General features: G+C 33.2%; 12 protein-coding genes. 7 read left to right on the top strand and 5 right to left on the bottom strand.

What is annotated here, in order from left to right:
- Positions 1–3 precede the first annotated feature (3 nt).
- From EG814_RS13950 to EG814_RS13935, 4 genes are all read right to left on the bottom strand, one after another.
- The gene (locus EG814_RS13950; RefSeq protein ID WP_125722515.1) at positions 4–441 is read right to left on the bottom strand and encodes a TPM domain-containing protein; all 438 of its coding nucleotides are present in this window, start codon (positions 439–441) and stop codon (positions 4–6) included.
- An 84-nt stretch (positions 442–525) separates the two neighbouring features.
- Positions 526–1,116, bottom strand: a complete 591-nt coding sequence (locus tag EG814_RS13945; RefSeq protein WP_125722514.1) for a LemA family protein — start codon at positions 1,114–1,116, stop codon at positions 526–528.
- A 33-nt stretch (positions 1,117–1,149) separates the two neighbouring features.
- A complete protein-coding gene (locus EG814_RS13940; protein ID WP_125722513.1) occupies positions 1,150–1,482 on the bottom strand; it encodes a MerR family transcriptional regulator in 333 nt (110 codons plus the stop codon).
- A 47-nt stretch (positions 1,483–1,529) separates the two neighbouring features.
- On the bottom strand, positions 1,530–2,507 hold the full coding sequence (locus EG814_RS13935) for a M23 family metallopeptidase (protein ID WP_125722512.1): 978 nt from the start codon (positions 2,505–2,507) through the stop codon (positions 1,530–1,532).
- Between the two features lie 268 nt (positions 2,508–2,775).
- Between EG814_RS13935 and alaS the strand changes: the two genes are divergently transcribed.
- Together alaS and EG814_RS13925 are read left to right on the top strand one after the other, a co-directional pair.
- The gene (alaS, locus tag EG814_RS13930) at positions 2,776–5,406 is read left to right on the top strand and encodes an alanine--tRNA ligase (RefSeq protein WP_125722511.1); all 2,631 of its coding nucleotides are present in this window, start codon (positions 2,776–2,778) and stop codon (positions 5,404–5,406) included.
- A gap of 208 nt (positions 5,407–5,614) precedes the next feature.
- The gene (locus EG814_RS13925; protein ID WP_125722510.1) at positions 5,615–5,992 is read left to right on the top strand and encodes a GxxExxY protein; all 378 of its coding nucleotides are present in this window, start codon (positions 5,615–5,617) and stop codon (positions 5,990–5,992) included.
- A gap of 84 nt (positions 5,993–6,076) precedes the next feature.
- On the opposite strand, the gene EG814_RS13920 is transcribed toward EG814_RS13925, so the two are convergent.
- Entirely contained in the window at positions 6,077–7,822 is a 1,746-nt protein-coding gene (locus EG814_RS13920; protein ID WP_125722509.1) for an ABC transporter ATP-binding protein, read from the bottom strand.
- Positions 7,823–8,089: 267 nt separating this feature from the next.
- Here EG814_RS13920 and EG814_RS13915 point away from each other — a divergent pair, with 267 nt between their 5' ends.
- The 5 genes from EG814_RS13915 to tamL all read left to right on the top strand — a co-directional run bounded on the left by EG814_RS13915 (position 8,090) and on the right by tamL (position 18,595).
- Positions 8,090–8,821 carry a membrane lipoprotein lipid attachment site-containing protein gene (locus EG814_RS13915; RefSeq protein WP_125722508.1) on the top strand — a complete coding sequence of 244 codons (732 nt, stop codon included), beginning with the start codon at positions 8,090–8,092 and terminating at the stop codon, positions 8,819–8,821.
- Between the two features lie 105 nt (positions 8,822–8,926).
- Positions 8,927–9,715, top strand: coding sequence for a hypothetical protein (locus tag EG814_RS13910; protein ID WP_125722507.1), 789 nt, complete (start codon positions 8,927–8,929; stop codon positions 9,713–9,715).
- 98 nt (positions 9,716–9,813) lie between these two features.
- Positions 9,814–10,770 carry a GSCFA domain-containing protein gene (locus EG814_RS13905; protein WP_125722506.1) on the top strand — a complete coding sequence of 319 codons (957 nt, stop codon included), beginning with the start codon at positions 9,814–9,816 and terminating at the stop codon, positions 10,768–10,770.
- Between the two features lie 408 nt (positions 10,771–11,178).
- Positions 11,179–16,290, top strand: a complete 5,112-nt coding sequence (locus EG814_RS13895) for a translocation/assembly module TamB domain-containing protein (protein ID WP_125722505.1) — start codon at positions 11,179–11,181, stop codon at positions 16,288–16,290.
- Entirely contained in the window at positions 16,274–18,595 is a 2,322-nt protein-coding gene (gene tamL, locus EG814_RS13890) for a translocation and assembly module lipoprotein TamL (protein ID WP_125722504.1), read from the top strand. Before EG814_RS13895 ends, tamL begins: the two co-directional genes overlap by 17 nt.
- Positions 18,596–18,609 lie beyond the last annotated feature (14 nt).

Here is an 18,609-nt window from a genome sequence, read left to right as displayed (position 1 = left end):
TATTTATCCTTTTGAGATTTCGTTAGATAATTCGTTTATATCATCTTCCTGAGAAGGAAAATATTTTTTAAGCTGTGTACCGGCGTTTAAGATACCATCAACAATTCCTTGTTTAAAGTTTCCAGCTTTAAAATGGTTGGTCATAATATCTTTGGTACAATCCCAAAAATCATTGGCTACCAAATCATTAATTCCTTTGTCTCCACAAATTACAAAGTTTTTGTCTTCTACTGCAAAATAGAGCAATACGCCATTTTGCAATTTAGTTTCATCCATTCGTAATTCATGAAAAACTTCTAAAGCCCGATCAAAATGGACTTTAGAAGTTGTTTTTTCTATATGTACTCTAATTTCGCCAGAAGTATTACTTTCAGCCATACGAATAGCTTCAACAATTTCTTGCTCTTCTTCTTTGGTTAAAAAATCTTCTACTTTTGACATTTGGGTGATTTTAGAGTTAAGTCCCGATAGCTATCGGGATAGATTTTAGAATCAAACGAAACCGTTGACTCTAAAATGCTTTATTTAGAATTTTACTTCAACTGGTTTATCAGCTCCAGTAGATGCTTCAAAATATGGTTTTTCTTTAAGGCCATACATTCCAGCTAAGATATTTCTTGGGAAAGTATTAATGTTATTGTTGTAAGGCTTAACAGCTTCATTAAAACGAGTTCTTGCCGTTAAGATTTGATTTTCTGTACTAGCCAGTTCGTCTTGCAGTTTCATAAAGCTTGCATCAGCTTTAAGGTTTGGGTATTGTTCAACACTTACCAATAATTTTGATAGTGAAGATGAAACTCCTGATTGTGCAGAATTGAATGCTGCTAATTGTTCTGGAGTAACGTTTGTTGGGTCAATAGTAACTCCAGTCGCTTTAGCTCGGGCTTCTATTACTGCTGTTAATGTGCTTTGCTCATGTTTAGCATATCCTTTTACAGTATTTACTAGATTAGGAATCAGATCATTTCTCCTTTGATAAGCAGTATTGACATTTCCCCAGCTTTCTTTTATGTCTTGATCAAGTGTTACCGCAGTGTTATAAATGCCACTTGCCCAGCTATATAATCCGATAACGATTACAGCTACAACTCCAAGAATTATTAATCCTTTCTTCATATTTGTTTAATTTAGGTTTATTTCAATTTTTAATTACAATTCGTTTTTGATGTCGTTCAGTTGCGTTTTTATCGATTCTAATTTACGTATTATTTCGAATTTATCTAACGTTTTCTTCTGACCTTCTTTAAGGTGTATTTTGGCACCATCCAGCGTAAATCCTCTTTCTTTTACTAAGTGATAGATTAATTGCAGGTTGGTAATATCTTCAGGCGTGAACATTCTATTTCCTTTGGCATTTTTTTTAGGTTTCAGAATATCAAATTCGCTGTCCCAAAATCGTATCAAAGAAGCATTGACATTAAAAGCTTTGGCAACTTCGCCAATACTGTAATATCTTTTGTCTTTAGAAAGTTCAATATGCATGGTTCGTTTTTTTCTATTTTATTCCAAAAATAGTATTTTTTGTACTATTAATCTAATGATTGGTTTTCTTGATTTGCCATTTGCGAAATCACTACGTATTCTGCAGCTGAAATATTTCCATAATAAAAATTCAACGGATTTACGACTTTCCCGTCTTTATGCACTTCATAATGGCAATGTGGACCTTCAGATCTTCCCGTGCTTCCTACATAACCAATAACATCGCCTCTTTTTACCCGTTGTCCCGGGCGACAGTTGTATTTGCTTAAATGCGCATATAAACTTTCATATCCAAAACCGTGCCTGATCACAACATGATTTCCATATCCAGAAGCAGTATTGTCGGCTCTTTCTACAACTCCATCTCCTGTTGCATAGATTGGAGCGCCTGTATTGGCAGAAAAATCCATTCCGTTGTGCATTTTTCGCACTTTCGTGAAAGGATCAATGCGGTATCCAAAACCTGACGCTACACGTTTTAAATTTTCATTTCGAACTGGCTGAATGGCAGGAATGGCCAATAATAAATTCTCTTTAGCTCCAGCTAATTTTAAAATTTCATCTAAAGATTTAGACTGAATGGCCAATTGCTTCGAAAGTTTGTCAATTCTTTTTGTAGTATTTAGAACCAATTGCGAATTATTGTATCCTTCCAAAGTTTTATATCGATCAGAGTTTTTAAAACCTGCTTTTCTAATGGAATCTGGAATTTCGGCTTTGTTAAAATAAATGCGGTAAATATTATTGTCACGTTCTTCTAATGCATCTGCAGCTTCATCAATTTCGTCTAATTTTTTATTTAAAATAGCATATTGCAGTTTTAAATTTTCAATTTCTCTGGCTTGCAAACGATCTTTTGGAGTTTCGAAATAAGGAGTGTTTATTAAAAGTACAAAAACCAAAAATCCAAATAGTGCCGAAGCCACTAAAAATAGGAATGCGTAACCAATTTTTATTCTTTTTCTGGTTTTTATTTTCGTATAAGCCAGATTTTCTGAGTCGTAATAATATTTTACTTTCGCCATATTTTAAAATACGCTATTTTTGCAGCTTGTAAAATAACTTAGACGAACAATATTACTAAATGTTGCAGTCATTTAAGCTTTTTTACAAGAACATAGGTTAATTATATAATTGGGGTAATTATATAATGCGCAAAATAAGGAATTTATTGTTTTAAACGATTAGTTTTTATGATCGATTTCGAAATTAATGCATTATCAAATTCACAAATTATCTAATTGTCTAATTATCAAATTGACACATTAAACAGACACATTTTCTAATTAAAATATGAAATCACAAGACGTACGTAAACAATTTTTAGATTTTTTTGAGAGTAAAGGACATACAATTGTTCCATCGGCTCCTATTGTCCTTAAAGACGACCCAACCTTAATGTTCAATAATTCGGGAATGGCCCAGTTTAAAGAATTTTTCTTAGGGAACGGAACTCCAAAAAGTCCAAGAATAGCCGATACGCAAAAATGTCTTCGTGTTTCAGGAAAACATAATGACCTTGAGGAGGTTGGTATAGATACGTACCACCATACGATGTTTGAAATGTTAGGGAACTGGTCTTTTGGCGATTACTTTAAAAAAGAAGCAATTAACTGGGCTTGGGAATTATTGACAGAAGTGTACAAAATTCCAAAAGAAAATCTTTATGTTTCTGTTTTTGAAGGAAGCAAAGAAGACAATGTTCCTTTTGATCAAGAGGCTTGGGATATTTGGAAAGAGTTAATCGACGAAGACCGAATTATTCTAGGTAATAAAAAAGATAATTTCTGGGAAATGGGAGATCAAGGACCATGCGGACCTTGTTCTGAAATTCACGTTGATTTACGTTCTGCAGAAGAAAAAGCTCAGGTTTCTGGAAAAAGTCTTGTAAATAATGATCACCCTCAAGTAGTTGAAATCTGGAATAACGTATTCATGGAATTCAACCGTAAAGCAGACGGTTCTCTAGAAAAACTTCCAGCGCAGCACGTAGATACCGGAATGGGATTTGAGCGTTTGTGTATGGCTTTGCAAGGAAAAACATCAAATTATGATACAGATGTTTTCATGCCATTAATTAGAGAAATCGAAACAATTACAGGTGCAAAATATACCGTAAAAGCATCAAATGAAGCTGAGGAAAAAGTAAATATTGCAATTCGTGTAGTAGCCGATCACGTTCGTGCAGTAGCTTTTGCTATTGCCGATGGTCAGTTGCCTTCTAACACTGGAGCTGGTTATGTTATTCGTAGAATTTTGCGTCGTGCTATTCGTTACGGATTTACTTTCTTAGACACGAAAGAAGCTTTTATCTATAAATTGGTAGAAACTTTAAGCGAGCAGATGGGAGATTCTTTCCCAGAAATTAGAACGCAAAAAGCACTTTGTTCAAATGTTATTCGTGAAGAAGAAAATTCATTCTTAAGAACATTAGATCAAGGATTAATTCTTTTAGACGCTGTAATTTTAAATAATACAGGAGATACGATCGATGGTAAAAAAGCTTTCGAATTGTATGATACATACGGATTTCCAATTGATTTAACTGCTTTGATTCTTTCAGAAAAAGGATTGAAACTGGACGAAAAAGGATTTCAAGAACAATTGCAATTGCAAAAAGAAAGATCTCGTGCCGCTTCTAAAGTAACAGCTGGTGACTGGAATGTAATTGTGGAAGATGATATTCAAGAATTTGTTGGTTATGACAGATTGGCACATCAGGTTAAAATTACGAAATACCGTAGAGTTGAAAGTGCAAAAGATGGTGAGATTTTCCAATTGGTTTTTAATGCAACTCCTTTTTATGGAGAAAGCGGAGGACAAACTGGAGATAAAGGGTATTTGGAAGCCCAAAACGGTGATATCGTTTACATTATTGATACAAAAAAAGAAAATAACCAGACTATACATTTAGCAAAATCGTTACCAGAAAATTTAACTGGAACTTTTAACGCTGTTGTTGATGCTATTCAGAGAGCAAAAACTTCGTCAAATCACTCGGCTACACACTTGTTGCACCAAGGTTTGCGTAAGATTTTAGGAACTCATATCGAACAGAAAGGTTCGATGGTTCGTAATGCTTCATTGCGTTTTGACTTTTCTCACTTCGCAAAAGTTACAGACGAAGAATTAGTAGAGGTTGAAAACTTTGTAAACGCAAGAATTCGTGAGAGTTTGCCATTAATCGAAAAAAGAGCCATTCCAAAAGAACAAGCTCTAGAAGACGGCGCAATTGCTTTGTTTGGTGAGAAATATGGAGATTTAGTTCGTACAATTAAATTTGGCGATTCTGTCGAATTATGTGGAGGAACTCACGTTGCCAATACATCTGATATCTGGCACTTTAAAATTGTTTCTGAAGGAGCTGTTGCTGCAGGAATTAGAAGAATTGAAGCGATTACAAGTGAAGCGGCAAAAGAATATTTTGAATCTCAGGCACTTTCTTTCAGCGAAATTAAAGAAGCACTTAAAAATGCTCCAGATCCTGTAAAAGCGATTCAGGCATTGCAAGACGAGAATACTCAATTGAAAAAACAATTGGAAGCTTTATTAAAAGATAAAGCTAAAAATATGAAAGCTGATTTGGCTAAAGAGTTGCAAGAAATCAACGGAGTTCAATTCTTGGCAAAACAAGTTGATTTAAATCCTGAAGGCGCAAAAGATTTGGCTTACGAGTTAGGAAATTCATACCAAAATCTATTCGTTGTTTTTGGAACCGTTAACGACGGAAAACCAATGTTGACGTGTTATGTTTCTAAAGAAATTGTAGCTGCCAAAAACCTAAACGCAGGACAAGTAGTTCGCGAATTGGGTAAATACATTCAAGGAGGCGGAGGAGGTCAGCCTTTCTTCGCAACTGCTGGAGGTAAAAATGCTGACGGAATTGCTGAGGCGCTTTCTAAAGCTGGAGATTTCTTGAAGTAATTATTTAATCTCGCAAAGACGCAGAGTCGCAAAGTTTATTCTTTTAAGCTTTGCGGCTTTTTTGTTGTGCTAATTTTAGTGCTAAGTTTTTTTTGTGAAGAATTAATCTCGCAAAGACGCAGAGTCGCGAAGTTTATTTTTTTTTTAAGCTTTAAAGCGTTTTATTTAAAGTTTTAAATTTGTAAGCTTATACTTTAATTTTTAAAAAATGACTGAAAATGAAATTTCTGCTGTTGTGGTTGATGTTTGCTATAAAGTACATGTGAAACTTGGGCCAGGATTATTGGAATCTGTTTATGAAGCTATTTTGTATCATGAATTAACTAAAAGAGGACTAAGAGTAGAAAAACAAAAAGTATTACCTGTAATTTGGGATCAGATAAATTTAGATATTGGTTTTAGAGCAGATTTAATAGTTGAGAATAAAGTGATATTGGAAATCAAGTCAATTGAACAAGTTACAGATGTGCATGCGAAACAGGTTTTAACATATCTCAAAATCACAAAAATGAAATTAGGTTTGCTAATCAATTTCAATGTTCCAATCATTAAGTTTGGGATAAAGAGAGTAGTTGCAAATCTTTAAAACTTAAAAATAATAAAAAGAAAAGCCACAAAGCTTAAAAAAAACTTTGCGGCTTTGCGACTTTGCGAGATTCTTTACGCGCAACTATTTACGCTCGCCAATTTGTTGGCGCCACATAGCGTAGTACAATCCTTTTTCTACAATCAGATCCTCATGTTTACCTTGCTCGATGATTTTACCTTGTTCTAAAACAAAAATTCTATCGGCATGCATTACAGTAGATAAACGGTGTGCGATTAAAACTGTAATTCTGTTTTTATCAGAGATATTTCTGATCGTATCATTAATTTCTTCTTCGGTAATAGAATCCAAAGCCGAAGTAGCTTCGTCAAAAATCAATAAGTTCGGATTTCTTAGAATTGCTCTCGCAATAGATAAACGTTGTTTTTCGCCACCCGAAACTTTAATTCCGCCTTCACCAATTGTGGTGTTTAAACCATCTTCAGCACGTCTTAAAAGTTTATCGCAGCTGGCTCTTTTTAATGCATCGTACAAATCTTCGTCGGTTGCATTTGGCTTAACAAACAATAAGTTCTCGCGAATTGTTCCTGAGAATAATTGAGCATCTTGGGTTACAAAACCTAGCTGTTTCCTTAAGTCTAATAAATCAATTTCGGTCGAATCGATATCATTATATAAAACTTGACCTTCTGCAGGCGTATACAGTCCAACCAAAAGTTTAACCAAAGTTGTTTTTCCAGATCCAGATGGACCAACAAAAGCAACAGTTTGGCCTTGTTTAATTTCAAAATTAATATTTTCAACAGCCTTAAATTTAGCCGTTTTATGCTGAAAGCTAACATTTTCAAAAAGTAGTTTCTGAATCGCGCCAATATGTTTAGGTGTTTTTGGACGAAATTCTTTTGGAGCACTCAGTAAGTTTTTGAAATTCTCCATAGAAACTTTCGTTTCATTCAATGCAATAATAAAATTTCCAAGTTCTTGTAAAGGGCCAAAAATAAAGAAGGTAAAAAATACCATTGTCAATAAATCTCCGACAATAATTTTTCCTCCAAACAAGAAATAATACAGAGCAAAAACAACACAGGTTCTTAAAAAATGAACCGTTGTTCCTTGTATAAAACTTAAACTTCTAATAAAACGGATTTTCTGTAATTCTAATTGAAGGATTTTAAATGTATTAAGATTCAAACGCTTTTCTTCCTGATAAGTTAATCCGATACTTTTTACTAATTCGATGTTTCGTAAACTTTCTGTTGTAGATCCCGCCAATGCATTGGTTTGGTTTACGATTTTTCTAGAAACTATTTTAATCTTTTTTCCCAGATACAAACTTACCAGAGCAATAATTGGAGCTGTGATTAAAAAGATAATAGAAATTCTCAAGTCAATTCTGGCAACATAAACGATGACAAAAATGAAGCCGATAATAGTTTGAAAAATCAAAGAGATTGAAAGCGTGATCAGTTTTTCAGAATCGATTCTAACTTTGGTTAATTTACTTAAAGTTTCGCCACTTCGCTGATCTTCAAATTCAGCATACGGAAGATCAAGAGATTTCTTGATTCCGTCTGTGTACATTTGAGCGCCAGTACGCTGAATGACAACATTGGTAAAATAATCCTGAAAGTTTTTAGTAATTCTCGAAATCATAGCGGCTCCCAGTGATAATCCGAGCCAGAAAGCCAATGATTTGATAAAACCCATTTCGTTGCCTTTGTATTTTGCGATTCCGACCCCACAGTCCTGCATTAATTTTCCGGTAATTACAGAGTCTGATAAACTAAAACAAATGTTGATGGTAGCCATTATCAAAGCAAAAAACAAAAGCATTTTATGTTTGATGATGTAGATATATAATAATTTCATATAAGATTTAAAAAAAAATGGAAGATGCAAAAATAAGGAATTGTTTTAGTTTGTGATTATGTTTTTTGTTATTAAAAATGTAATTTTTTAACGCTGTTAAGTTCCAGTAAAAGTTGATAATAATTGTTTTTTTCTTTAATAGATTTTTCTGAAAAATGAGATGCTTTAATATGAAAAAAAACTATTTGTTGCGAATGTGGAAACCCGTAAGGTTATAATTTTTGGTTGTATTATGTTTGCGCTATTAATCAATTTAACCAAATCAAAATGAAAAAAATCTTATGTCTTTTTGGAGCATTGACTCTATTATTAACATCTTGTTCAAGCGATGAATCACCATCAAATGGTTCAACGGATTCAGTATTTTTAAAGAAGACAATTTCAACTTATTCTGACGGATCAAAAGTGACAACAAACTATACTTACAATGGCAATAAAATTGTAAGTATAATTGATGATTCTGGTGAATCTAATGCATATTATACTTATACAGGAGATTTAATTACAAAACTTGAATATAAACTTCCTGGAGGAACTGTTGAACAAGTAAATACATATGCATATAGTACTGATGGAAAGTTGACAACATTTGTAAGAATTGATCCGGAAATGGATTGGGGGAATAAAGAAGTTTACACTTATAATACTGATGGTACTGTTACAGTTAAAGAATATATTGGAGACGCTACAACACAAACTACTCTTAATTCGACAGGAACAGTTAAGTTCTCAAACGGAGAAGTTGTTGAAATGATAAACGATACACATTCTAGCCACACTTATACTTATGATACAAAAAACAATCCTTTGAAAAATGTAGCAGGTTGGAATAAAATTAATTTCACAGATGCAGAAGCAAATGATGTTCTTCATAATATGCTTACAGATAAAGCAGAAGGTGAACTTTGGTATAGTTATACATACACTTACAACGATGCTAATTATCCTGTAAAAGCTGTTGAAAGTATTGAAGAAGAAACAGTAGAATTTTTCTATTAGAAAAAAAAAAGAATTTTAAAAGCCCGATACATTTTGTGTCGGGTTTTTGCTTGTTAAAAAGCTTCTTAATAAATTTGAAATATCTAACAAATAAAATACCGCTTAATGAAAAACAAATTATTTTTATTCTCTATCCTGATTTTAGGAACATTTGCTTCCTGCTCAAGTGATGAAAATTCTTATGATAAAGAAGATACTTCAGTATTACCAAAAACAATGTCATACAATTATCCTGATTTTCCGGAAGATAATACTAAGATTACTATAACTTATGCCGGAAATAAAATTGTCAGCAGTGTTGAAGACGATTCCAAAACAGTTTTTACTTATGATGGAAATATGATCACAAAGCAAATTCAGTACGATATAGAAGGTGGGAAAGAAATAAAGGATACAGAGGTTTCTTATTCCTATGAAAATGGAAAATTAAAGACCAGAATTATCAGAGAATTATTTTCTGAAGATTATCCTGAAGGACAATATATTTATAAAACGGTATATACTCATGTTTCTGAAGCTGTAATTACTTATGTAAATTATTCCATAAATTCCGATACAAAAGTGGAAACAAAAAGCACAGATGGTACTTTAACATACAATAAAGGAAATTTGGTTAAAAATGAGCTTTCTGGTTCTCCAAAATCTGATCGAGTTTATGAATACGACGCAAAAAATAATCCACTGAAAAATATTTTAGGATTTGATTTGCTGTTAAATGAAGTGAGTGATTATGCTAAAAATAACGTAACTAAGGAAACAAAGTCTGATAATGGGACAAATGTCGCTAGTTATTTAACAACATATACTTATAATGAAAAAGGTTATCCGATTAAAAATACGTCATTTACAAGTGATGGAAAGACAGTCGAATACGAAATAGAATATACTTACTAAAATATTCGAACCTGAAAAACTATCCAAAACCAAATACTTTCTGTATTTGGTTTTTTTATTGGCAGAAATTGGTGAAATTCGTGTTTAAATTCTATATTATGCAATTCAGAACCCTAGTCCCAATTTTAAAAAGTAACAATCCGATCGATTATAATTCGAAAGTGCTTTCTATTGGTTCTTGTTTTGCAGAAAATATGGCGGATAAATTCGATTATTTTAAATTCCAGAATGAAACCAATCCTTTTGGGATTATTTTCAATCCAGTTTCCATTGAAAAATTATTTGATCGAATTTTGAAACAAGAATGGTTTGAAGAAAAAGATGTTTTCTTTCATAACGAGCTTTGGCACAGTTACGAAGTGCATTCTGATTTGAGTAACGCAGATCGTCAGGAATTGTTGGAAACACTCAATAAAGCAATTGCAGAAACACATAAACAGATAAAAGAAGCCACACATATTATCATCACTTTTGGAACTTCTTGGATTTATAGAAATCTAGAAAAAGATGAAATAGTAGCCAATTGTCACAAAGTGCCTCAAAAGCAGTTTTCAAAAGAATTATTATCTGCAGAAGCAATTCAGAAAAGTATTCAAAATGCTATTGAGTCGATTCAGACTTTAAATCCAAATATCAATTTCATATTTACCATTTCTCCAGTACGTCATATCAAAGATGGTTTTGTAGAAAATCAGCTCAGTAAATCACATTTATTTACAGCACTGCATTCCAATCTAAAATCTAAAATCAGCAATCTAAAATTAGAATACTTTCCTTCGTACGAAATCATGATGGATGAACTTCGCGATTATCGTTTTTATGCAGAAGATATGCTTCATCCCAACCAAATTGCGATCGATTATATTTGGAAGGTTTTCATTGAAAATAATATCTCAGAGGATAGTTTTTCTATAATGAAAGAAGTAGACGAAATTCAGAAAAGTCTGCATCACAGAAGCTTTAATCCTGAATCGCAACAGCATCAAAAATTCTTAGCCAAACTACAGCAGAAAATCGAAGTTTTAGGAAAAAAACTGCCACATATTAAGTTTTAGGTTTTTTAGCCATAGATTTCACAGATTAAAAGGATTTTTTTCTTTTGTTGCAAATTTGCAGGAGTTTAATTCATTCAAGTAAGTATAGCATTAGAGATTCAAAAAAAATCATTTGAATCCTATTAATCTGTGGCAAAAAAATAAATTCTCTATTAAAGCTATAAATACATTCAAAAAAATTAGTGCAATTCGTGTAATTGCTTCGCCAGTTCGCTATTGCTCGAGTCGTGGCAAAAAAAACTTAGCGCCTAGTACCTTCGTGGCACTAAAAGAACTATTTCTCCGTAAAATTTTAGAATAATTCCTCATAATTATGTAAATTGTTAAGGTTTAAATTTTACATTTTTGTAAGATGTGTAACTATGCTTTTTACAGAAGCAATTTAATCTCAAAAGATTTTATTGGCGTATGAATAAGAAATCCATTCATTATTTTAAAAAAACACTTCGTATACTGCTTTGGTGTGTGGGTTCTGTGATTACATTATTATTACTTCTCATTATTTTAATTCAAGTCCCTTCAGTTCAAAATTTCGTTAAAGATAAAGCTATTACTTATCTTCAGGGCAAGATCAAAACTAAGGTTTCATTAGATAAAATATTGATTAAATTTCCAAAAGATGTAGTTCTGGAAGGTTTTTATTTTGAAGACCAAAAGAAAGATACCTTGCTGGCAGGTAATCGATTAGAAGTTGATGTAGACCTTTTCAAATTGGTAAGCAGCGAACTGGAAATCAATTCAGTTTCGCTAGAAAATGTCAAAGCGAATATTGCCAGAAATAAGGATGGTGTTTTCAATTTCGATTATATCATCAAAGCATTTGAATCTAAAGAACCAAAAGTGGAAGATCCGAATGCCAAACCATTCAAGATATCGGTGGTAAAAGTAAATTTGGATCAGATAAAATTTAATTTTAAAGATGATTATTCTAAAAATGATGTTCGTGTAAACCTTACTCATTTTGACACCAAATTCAAAAAATTCGATTTGGACGGAATGGATTTTAATATTCCAACTATCAATTTAAACGGATTAAAAGTAGTTTTAGATCAGGATGTTGTCGAGAAAATCGCCGAAGTTTCAGTTCAAACAGTCGATACCGTTTCGAAGCGTCCGGATTTTAAACTAAAATTAGACAAAATTGCTTTATCAAAAATTGATATAGCGTATGATAATAAAGATTCCAAACTCGATTCTGGAATAAAATTAGGAAACTTAAATTTAGCAGTAAATGAAATCGATCTTACAAAACAGCTTTTGGATTTTGATACTTTTGAAGTTAAAAATCTTAAAGGAAATCTACGTCTGGGTGCAAAAGACAAACAAATCGATGCGCCAAGCCTTGACACTACAGCGATAAAACAAGCGGGCTGGAAAGTAAAATTAAGCCAGGTTGATTTAGAAAATATCGCTTTTAAATTTGACGATATGCAGTCAAAACCAGTTACAAAAGGTATTGATTATGCGCATATGGATTTGAATAAAGTCAACTTTGAAGCCGAGAAACTATATTATTCGAGCGATACTATTTCGGGAAATATCAAAACTCTGACAGTAAATGATAAAAGCGGATTAGAAATTCAGGCTTTGAAAACCAATTTCTTTTACGGTCCTAAAAATGCTTCGTTAGAAAATTTGTTTTTAAAAACACCGCAAACGCTGGTACAAGACAAAATTAAGGCTCAATACAAATCAGTCGCATCGCTTCAAAAAGATTTGGGAAATCTTGCAATTGACGCAAATCTAAAACAATCAAAAATTGGTTTTAAAGATATTTTGCTTTTCGTTCCAAATTTGCAGCAAACCAATCCGTTTAAAAGCAATCCAAATGCGATCTTGTATGTGGATAGCCGTGTGAGCGGAAAAGTAAACGATTTGAATATTTCGAAATTTGAAATGAGCGGCATCGGTTCTACAAAAGTTTCCCTTTCGGGGAAAATTGCCGGACTTCCTGATGCTCAAAAAGCGTATTATGATTTGAATATCAAAAAGATTTCGAGTACTTCAAAAGACATTAATATGTTTGTGCCAGCGGGAACAATTCCGAAAAATATTCAATTGCCTTCACAGTTAAATCTTCAAGGAAAATTTAAAGGTTCGGTTCAAAATTTCAAAACTAATCTGGCTTTAAACAGCAGTTTCGGAAATGCCAAAGTCGATGCATTGTTTGATCAGCGCATTAAAAAAAGAGAAAAATACGATGCAAAAGTTTCTTTGCAGGAATTTGATTTAGGACGATTAGTAAAAAACGATTCGATCGGAAAAATTACGCTTAAAGCGAAAGTAAAAGGGAACGGTTTAGATCCAAAAACGGCAAATGCCGCGATTGACGGTTTGGTACAGAAAGCGGTTTTTAACCGATATACGTATAAAGATTTAGGTTTAAAAGGAAATATCGAAAATGGTTCTTTTGCTGTAAAATCTGGAATGAAAGATCCGAATCTGAATTTTAATTTAACGGCAAGCGGTGATACAAAAGATAAGTATCCATCTGTAAAATTAAAACTGAATCTGGATATTGCCGATTTAGAAAAACTGAATCTGCATGCAGGGCCAATGAAACTTCGAGGTAATGTAGATGCCGATATAGCCAACAGCAATCCTGATTTTTTAAATGGAAAAGTGTTTTTGTCTAACATTCAAATTCTGAAAGATGCTGAGCCAATTGTATTAGATTCGATTCGCGTTTTGGCTTTCGCAGCTAAAGACAGTAATTCGATAAAAATTTCTTCTCAATTCTTAAAAGCAGAAGTTGTAGGGAAATACAAATTGACGACTTTGGCAAATTCAATCCAAAAATCATTATCTAAATATATTGATCTTCAGAATCCGAAAGCAAATGCTGAAGCAGATGAACAGCGTTTGGCTTTTACGCTGAAAGTCGATAACGATCCTATCTTATTTAAATTATTGCCAAAACTTACAGGTTTAGAGCCTTTTACAATTACAGGTAATTATAATAATCAGACAGATTCTTTAGCTATAAAAGGCGCTATTCCAAGAATTGTTTATGCTGAAAACACTATTTCAGATGCTAAAATCAATATCGAAGCCAAAGAAAGCGCTTTAGAATATTTGGTTTCGGTGGCAACAATTGAAAGCGGTTCTCTTAAAATTCCGTTTACAAGCTTATCAGGAAATGTGCAGAATAATGTTCTGACTTATGCCTTACAAGTACAAGATGCCAAAGAAAAACAGCAATATTATATCGCTGGAAATCTGAATCATGAAAATGCAAAAAACATTTTTAAAATCGATGCCGAAAGTTTTGTTTTAAATTATGAAAAATGGAGTATTGATCCAGAAAATGCAATTGAATTTGGTGGTAAACGACTTTACATCAACAAGTTTTATCTGGATAATGCCGGAAATCAATTAAAAATTCAATCGGAAGGAAACGCAGATAATGCACCTCTGAAAGTGGAGTTTGTAAATTTCAATATTGAAACCATCATGAATATCGTCAAAAAAGACGAAAAATTAATGCAGGGGCTAATCAACGGAAATGCGCTGGTTGAAAATGTAATGACGAATCCGACATTTACATCCGATCTAAAAATTGATGATTTTACCTTTAAAGAATCTAAAGTTGGTGATTTAGAAATAAAAGTGGACAATAAAACAGCCAATACACTTGCCGCAAATGTAACGTTGAGCGACGAAGGAAATGACTTAAAACTGATAGGGGATTATCAGCTGGATGCAGGGAATTTTGATTTAGATTTGGATATCAATAAGCTGAATATCAAAAGTATTCAAGGTTTCAGTATGGGGAATATTACCGAAGGACAAGGCTTTTTATCCGGAAACTTTAAAGTGACAGGCAATACCTCTTCTCCTCAGGTTAACGGCGAATTAAACTTTAACGATGCCGCTTTTAGAGTGACTCAGTTAAACTCTTTATTCAAAGTAAAAAATGAAAAAATAACGCTTAGCAACGGAACCATTTCTTTTGATAAATTCTCGCTTTTAGACGAAAATGATAACGAATTGTTTGTAGATGGAGATATCAAAACGACCGATTTTACAGCCTATAACTTTAATTTATTAGTAGAAGCAAATGATTTTAGAGCTGTAAATTCAAAAGCAAAAGACAACGATTTGTTTTACGGTGATTTGTTTTTGGATACCAAATTAAACATCAAAGGAAATTTGGATGCACCGGTTATTGATGGAACAATCAAAATAAATAAAGAAACGGAATTTTCTGTCGTATTGCCACAGTCTGATCCTTCAATTGCTGATCGTGAAGGAATTGTAGAGTTTGTAGATGAAGACAATATGTATCTGAAACAAACGGTTGAAATGCAAAACCAGCTCAATCAATCAGAATTGAAAGGAATGAACGTAAATGTTGCCATTACGATTGATAAGGAAGCCGAACTGAATTTGATTATCGATAAAGGGAATGGTGATTATTTGAGATTGAAAGGTGAAGCTGAGTTAGTTGGAGGAATTGATCAATCGGGTAAAACAACTTTGACTGGTAAATACGAGTTTAATGAAGGTGCGTACGAAATGAATTTTAACGGAATTAAAAGAAAATTCGATCTTCAAAAAGGTAGTTACATTACCTGGAATGGCGAACCGACTATGGCTAATGTCAATATTACGGCTATTTATAAAGTAGAAACGGCTCCGATAGATTTGCTCGGAAATCAATTGGCAAGTGTAGAACCAGCAATTCGAAATACGTATAAACAGAAACTGCCTTTTAATACTTTATTAAAAATGAATGGCGAATTGATGAAACCTGAAATTTCTTTCGGAATTGAACTTCCTGAAGGGAATTATAATGTTTCTTCAGACGTTGTTTCGGCTACACAAACAAAGTTAAAACAGCTGGAACAAGATCCGGCAGAATTAAACAAACAGGTTTTTGCTCTTTTATTATTGAATCGATTTGTGGGCGAAAATCCGTTTGCTAGTGAAAGCGGCGGTACAAGTGCCGAAACGTTGGCAAGACAGAGTGTAAGTAAAATACTTTCGCAGCAATTAAACAATCTGGCAGGAGAATTAATCACAGGTTTTGAAGTCAATTTTGATTTAGAATCTACAGAAGATTACACAACCGGAACTATGGAAAACCGCACCGATTTGAATGTAGAAGTTTCGAAAAGATTATTAGACGACCGATTGAAAGTAACCGTAGGAAGCAGTTTTGGCGTAGAAGGGCAGGAACGTGCCAATGAAGAAAGTACCAATATTGCCGGAGATGTTGCGCTAGATTATCAATTAACAAAAGATGGGCGTTATGTAGTTCGTGCTTACAGAAAAAACCAGTATCAGGTTGCCGTTGAAGGTCAGGTTGTAGAAACTGGAGTTGGCTTTATTATCACGATGAGTTACAATAAATTCAGAGAACTTTTTCACCGTACAGAAGCTGAAAAAGAATTGATTAAAGAAGAAAAAATTCGAAAAGAGAAAGAAAAGCAAAAAAAGAAAGAAAAGCAGGAAAAAGAAAAACTGCAGGAAAATCAGGAAGAAAACAAAATTGAAGGAAATGAGCAAAAAACATAATCATACAATAAATTATTTTACGAAATGTGTGGCACTGTTTTCCTTATTTTTTGTTTTAGGATGCAGCAACACGAAGTATCTTCCAGAAGGTGATTTTTTATATGTTGGAGGCTCAGTAGAAGTCAAAGATTCGATCATTAAAAAGAAAGATAGAAAAGCACTGGAAACAGAATTAGAAGGTTTATTGCGCCCAAAACCAAATAAAACCTTCTTGGGTTTACGTCCCAAATTATGGTTTTATAATATTGCTGGAACGCCTAAAAAAGAAAAAGGATTTAGATATTGGCTTAAAAATAAAGTAGGAGAAGAGCCTGTTCTTTTTAGTAAAGTCGATTTAGATTATAATGCATCGGTTCTGCGAAATTATACCGAAAACAAAGGTTATTTTAAAACTCGTGTCAGCGCCGATTCTACCGTTAGAAATAAAAGAGCAACTGCAGAATATATTGTAACGCCAAGAAAACAATACATTATCAAAAGCGTGACTTTTCCAGATGATTCGCTTAAAATGTCAAAAATTATCGGAAGATCAAGCCGAAGAAGTCTTTTAAAAGTTGGAAAACCGTATGATCTGGATTTAATAAAAGCAGAGAGAGAACGTATAGACGCCAGATTAAAAGAAAAAGGATATTATTATTTTAATCCCGATTATCTTTTGGCGCAAGTTGACAGCAGTAAAGGCGATCATGAAGTGAAGATTAAAATTGTAATCAAAAACGAAACGCCTGCAAAAGCACTAAGAGCTTACAAGATCAACAATATATTTGTTTATCCTAATTATTCTCTGGCAAACGATACTATGGTTTACAGGAAAAGAGATATTTTGCAATACAAAGATTTTACCATAATTGACACCGCTGATACTTTTAAACCAAGAGTTTTTGACCGAACTATTTATTTTAAAAAAGGCGATTTATACAACAGAAAAGATCATAATTTAACGCTGAATCGTTTTGTAAATCTCGGAACTTTCAGCTTTGTTAAAAACGAATTTAAACCTTCTGATAGTATTGATAATGCGCTGGATTCGTATTATTTTCTAACACTTTTACCAAAGAAATTCATTCGTGTTGAAGTTTTAGGAAAAACCAATTCTGCAAGTTATACAGGAACAGAAGTAAACCTGAATTGGAACAATCGAAATTTCTTAAAAGGAGCGGAATTGTTTACAGCTTCTGTTTTTGGAGGAGCCGATTTTCAGCTTGGCGGACCAAATAAAGGGAAAAATATTTATAAATTGGGAGGCGAAGTTAGTTTGACCTGGCCGAGATTTATCACACCTTTTAATATTGAAGGAAACAGCGAATATGTGCCAAGAACCAAAGCAACGCTTCGCTACGAATATCAAAAAAGGACACAATTGTATGCGTTGAATTCTTTTAATACTTCGTTTGGATATTTGTGGAAAGAAAACATTCGAAAAGAACATCAATTAAACGTTATTGATGTGACTTATGTAAGTCCTAATCATGTAACGGAGGAATATCAAGCAGATATTGATAAAGATCCAGCTTTAGGAAGAGTGATTGAAAAACAATTGATTTTTGGTCCAACTTACAATTACACGTATACTAATACGATGCAGAAAAGAAGAAAGCATACAATCTATTTTAATGGAGAATTGGATTTGGCAGGAAATATCACCGGTTTGGTTACTGGCGCTAATATCAAAAAAAATGACACGATAAAAATTTTCGATGTTCCGTTTAGTCAGTACGTAAAAATCAAAACTGATTTTAGACATTATATGAAGCTTGGAAAAGAAAGTGAATTGGCAAGTCGATTGATTGTTGGTGCCGGATTTGCTTATGGTAACTCGCGAACTTTACCAACATCAAAACAATTTGTAGTAGGAGGAACCAATAGTATTCGTGCTTTTAGAGCAAGAACATTAGGCCCAGGAAGTTATGTTATTCCACCAAACACCACTAATCTAAATTATACACCCGATCAATCAGCCGATTTTAAACTCGAATTTAATACCGAGTATCGCGCTAAATTGTTTAGCATTGTAAGAGGAGCAGTGTTTTTTGATGCAGGAAATATTTGGCTCTTAAATGCTGATCCGAATAAACCTGGAGCAGAAATTTCAAAAGACTTTATGAAAGAAATCGCCATAGGAGCGGGAGTTGGTTTAAGATTCGATCTGTCGTTTTTAATTTTAAGAACCGATTTAGCTATTCCGCTTCGAAATCCTTCATTGCCAGACGGTCAAAGATGGGTAATTGATGATATTGATTTTGGAAGCAGTTCTTGGAGAAAAGACAATCTGATTCTAAATATCGCGATTGGATATCCGTTCTAACTTTTTTGAGGTTT

The sequence above is a fragment of the Flavobacterium ustbae genome (assembly GCF_003946915.1).
In the GTDB taxonomy this organism is placed as follows: domain Bacteria; phylum Bacteroidota; class Bacteroidia; order Flavobacteriales; family Flavobacteriaceae; genus Flavobacterium; species Flavobacterium ustbae.
The sequence above is the reverse complement of the archived record's forward strand: the minus strand, read 5'-3'. Positions and strand labels throughout refer to the sequence as shown.

Coding starts and splice junctions, on each gene's coding strand:
- EG814_RS13950 (WP_125722515.1), bottom strand. CDS start 441: ATGTCAAAAGTAGAAGATTTTTTAACCAAAGAAGAAGAGCAAGAAATT.
- EG814_RS13945 (WP_125722514.1), bottom strand. CDS start 1,116: ATGAAGAAAGGATTAATAATTCTTGGAGTTGTAGCTGTAATCGTTATC.
- EG814_RS13940 (WP_125722513.1), bottom strand. CDS start 1,482: ATGCATATTGAACTTTCTAAAGACAAAAGATATTACAGTATTGGCGAA.
- EG814_RS13935 (WP_125722512.1), bottom strand. CDS start 2,507: ATGGCGAAAGTAAAATATTATTACGACTCAGAAAATCTGGCTTATACG.
- alaS (WP_125722511.1), top strand. CDS start 2,776: ATGAAATCACAAGACGTACGTAAACAATTTTTAGATTTTTTTGAGAGT.
- EG814_RS13925 (WP_125722510.1), top strand. CDS start 5,615: ATGACTGAAAATGAAATTTCTGCTGTTGTGGTTGATGTTTGCTATAAA.
- EG814_RS13920 (WP_125722509.1), bottom strand. CDS start 7,822: ATGAAATTATTATATATCTACATCATCAAACATAAAATGCTTTTGTTT.
- EG814_RS13915 (WP_125722508.1), top strand. CDS start 8,090: ATGAAAAAAATCTTATGTCTTTTTGGAGCATTGACTCTATTATTAACA.
- EG814_RS13910 (WP_125722507.1), top strand. CDS start 8,927: ATGAAAAACAAATTATTTTTATTCTCTATCCTGATTTTAGGAACATTT.
- EG814_RS13905 (WP_125722506.1), top strand. CDS start 9,814: ATGCAATTCAGAACCCTAGTCCCAATTTTAAAAAGTAACAATCCGATC.
- EG814_RS13895 (WP_125722505.1), top strand. CDS start 11,179: ATGAATAAGAAATCCATTCATTATTTTAAAAAAACACTTCGTATACTG.
- tamL (WP_125722504.1), top strand. CDS start 16,274: ATGAGCAAAAAACATAATCATACAATAAATTATTTTACGAAATGTGTG.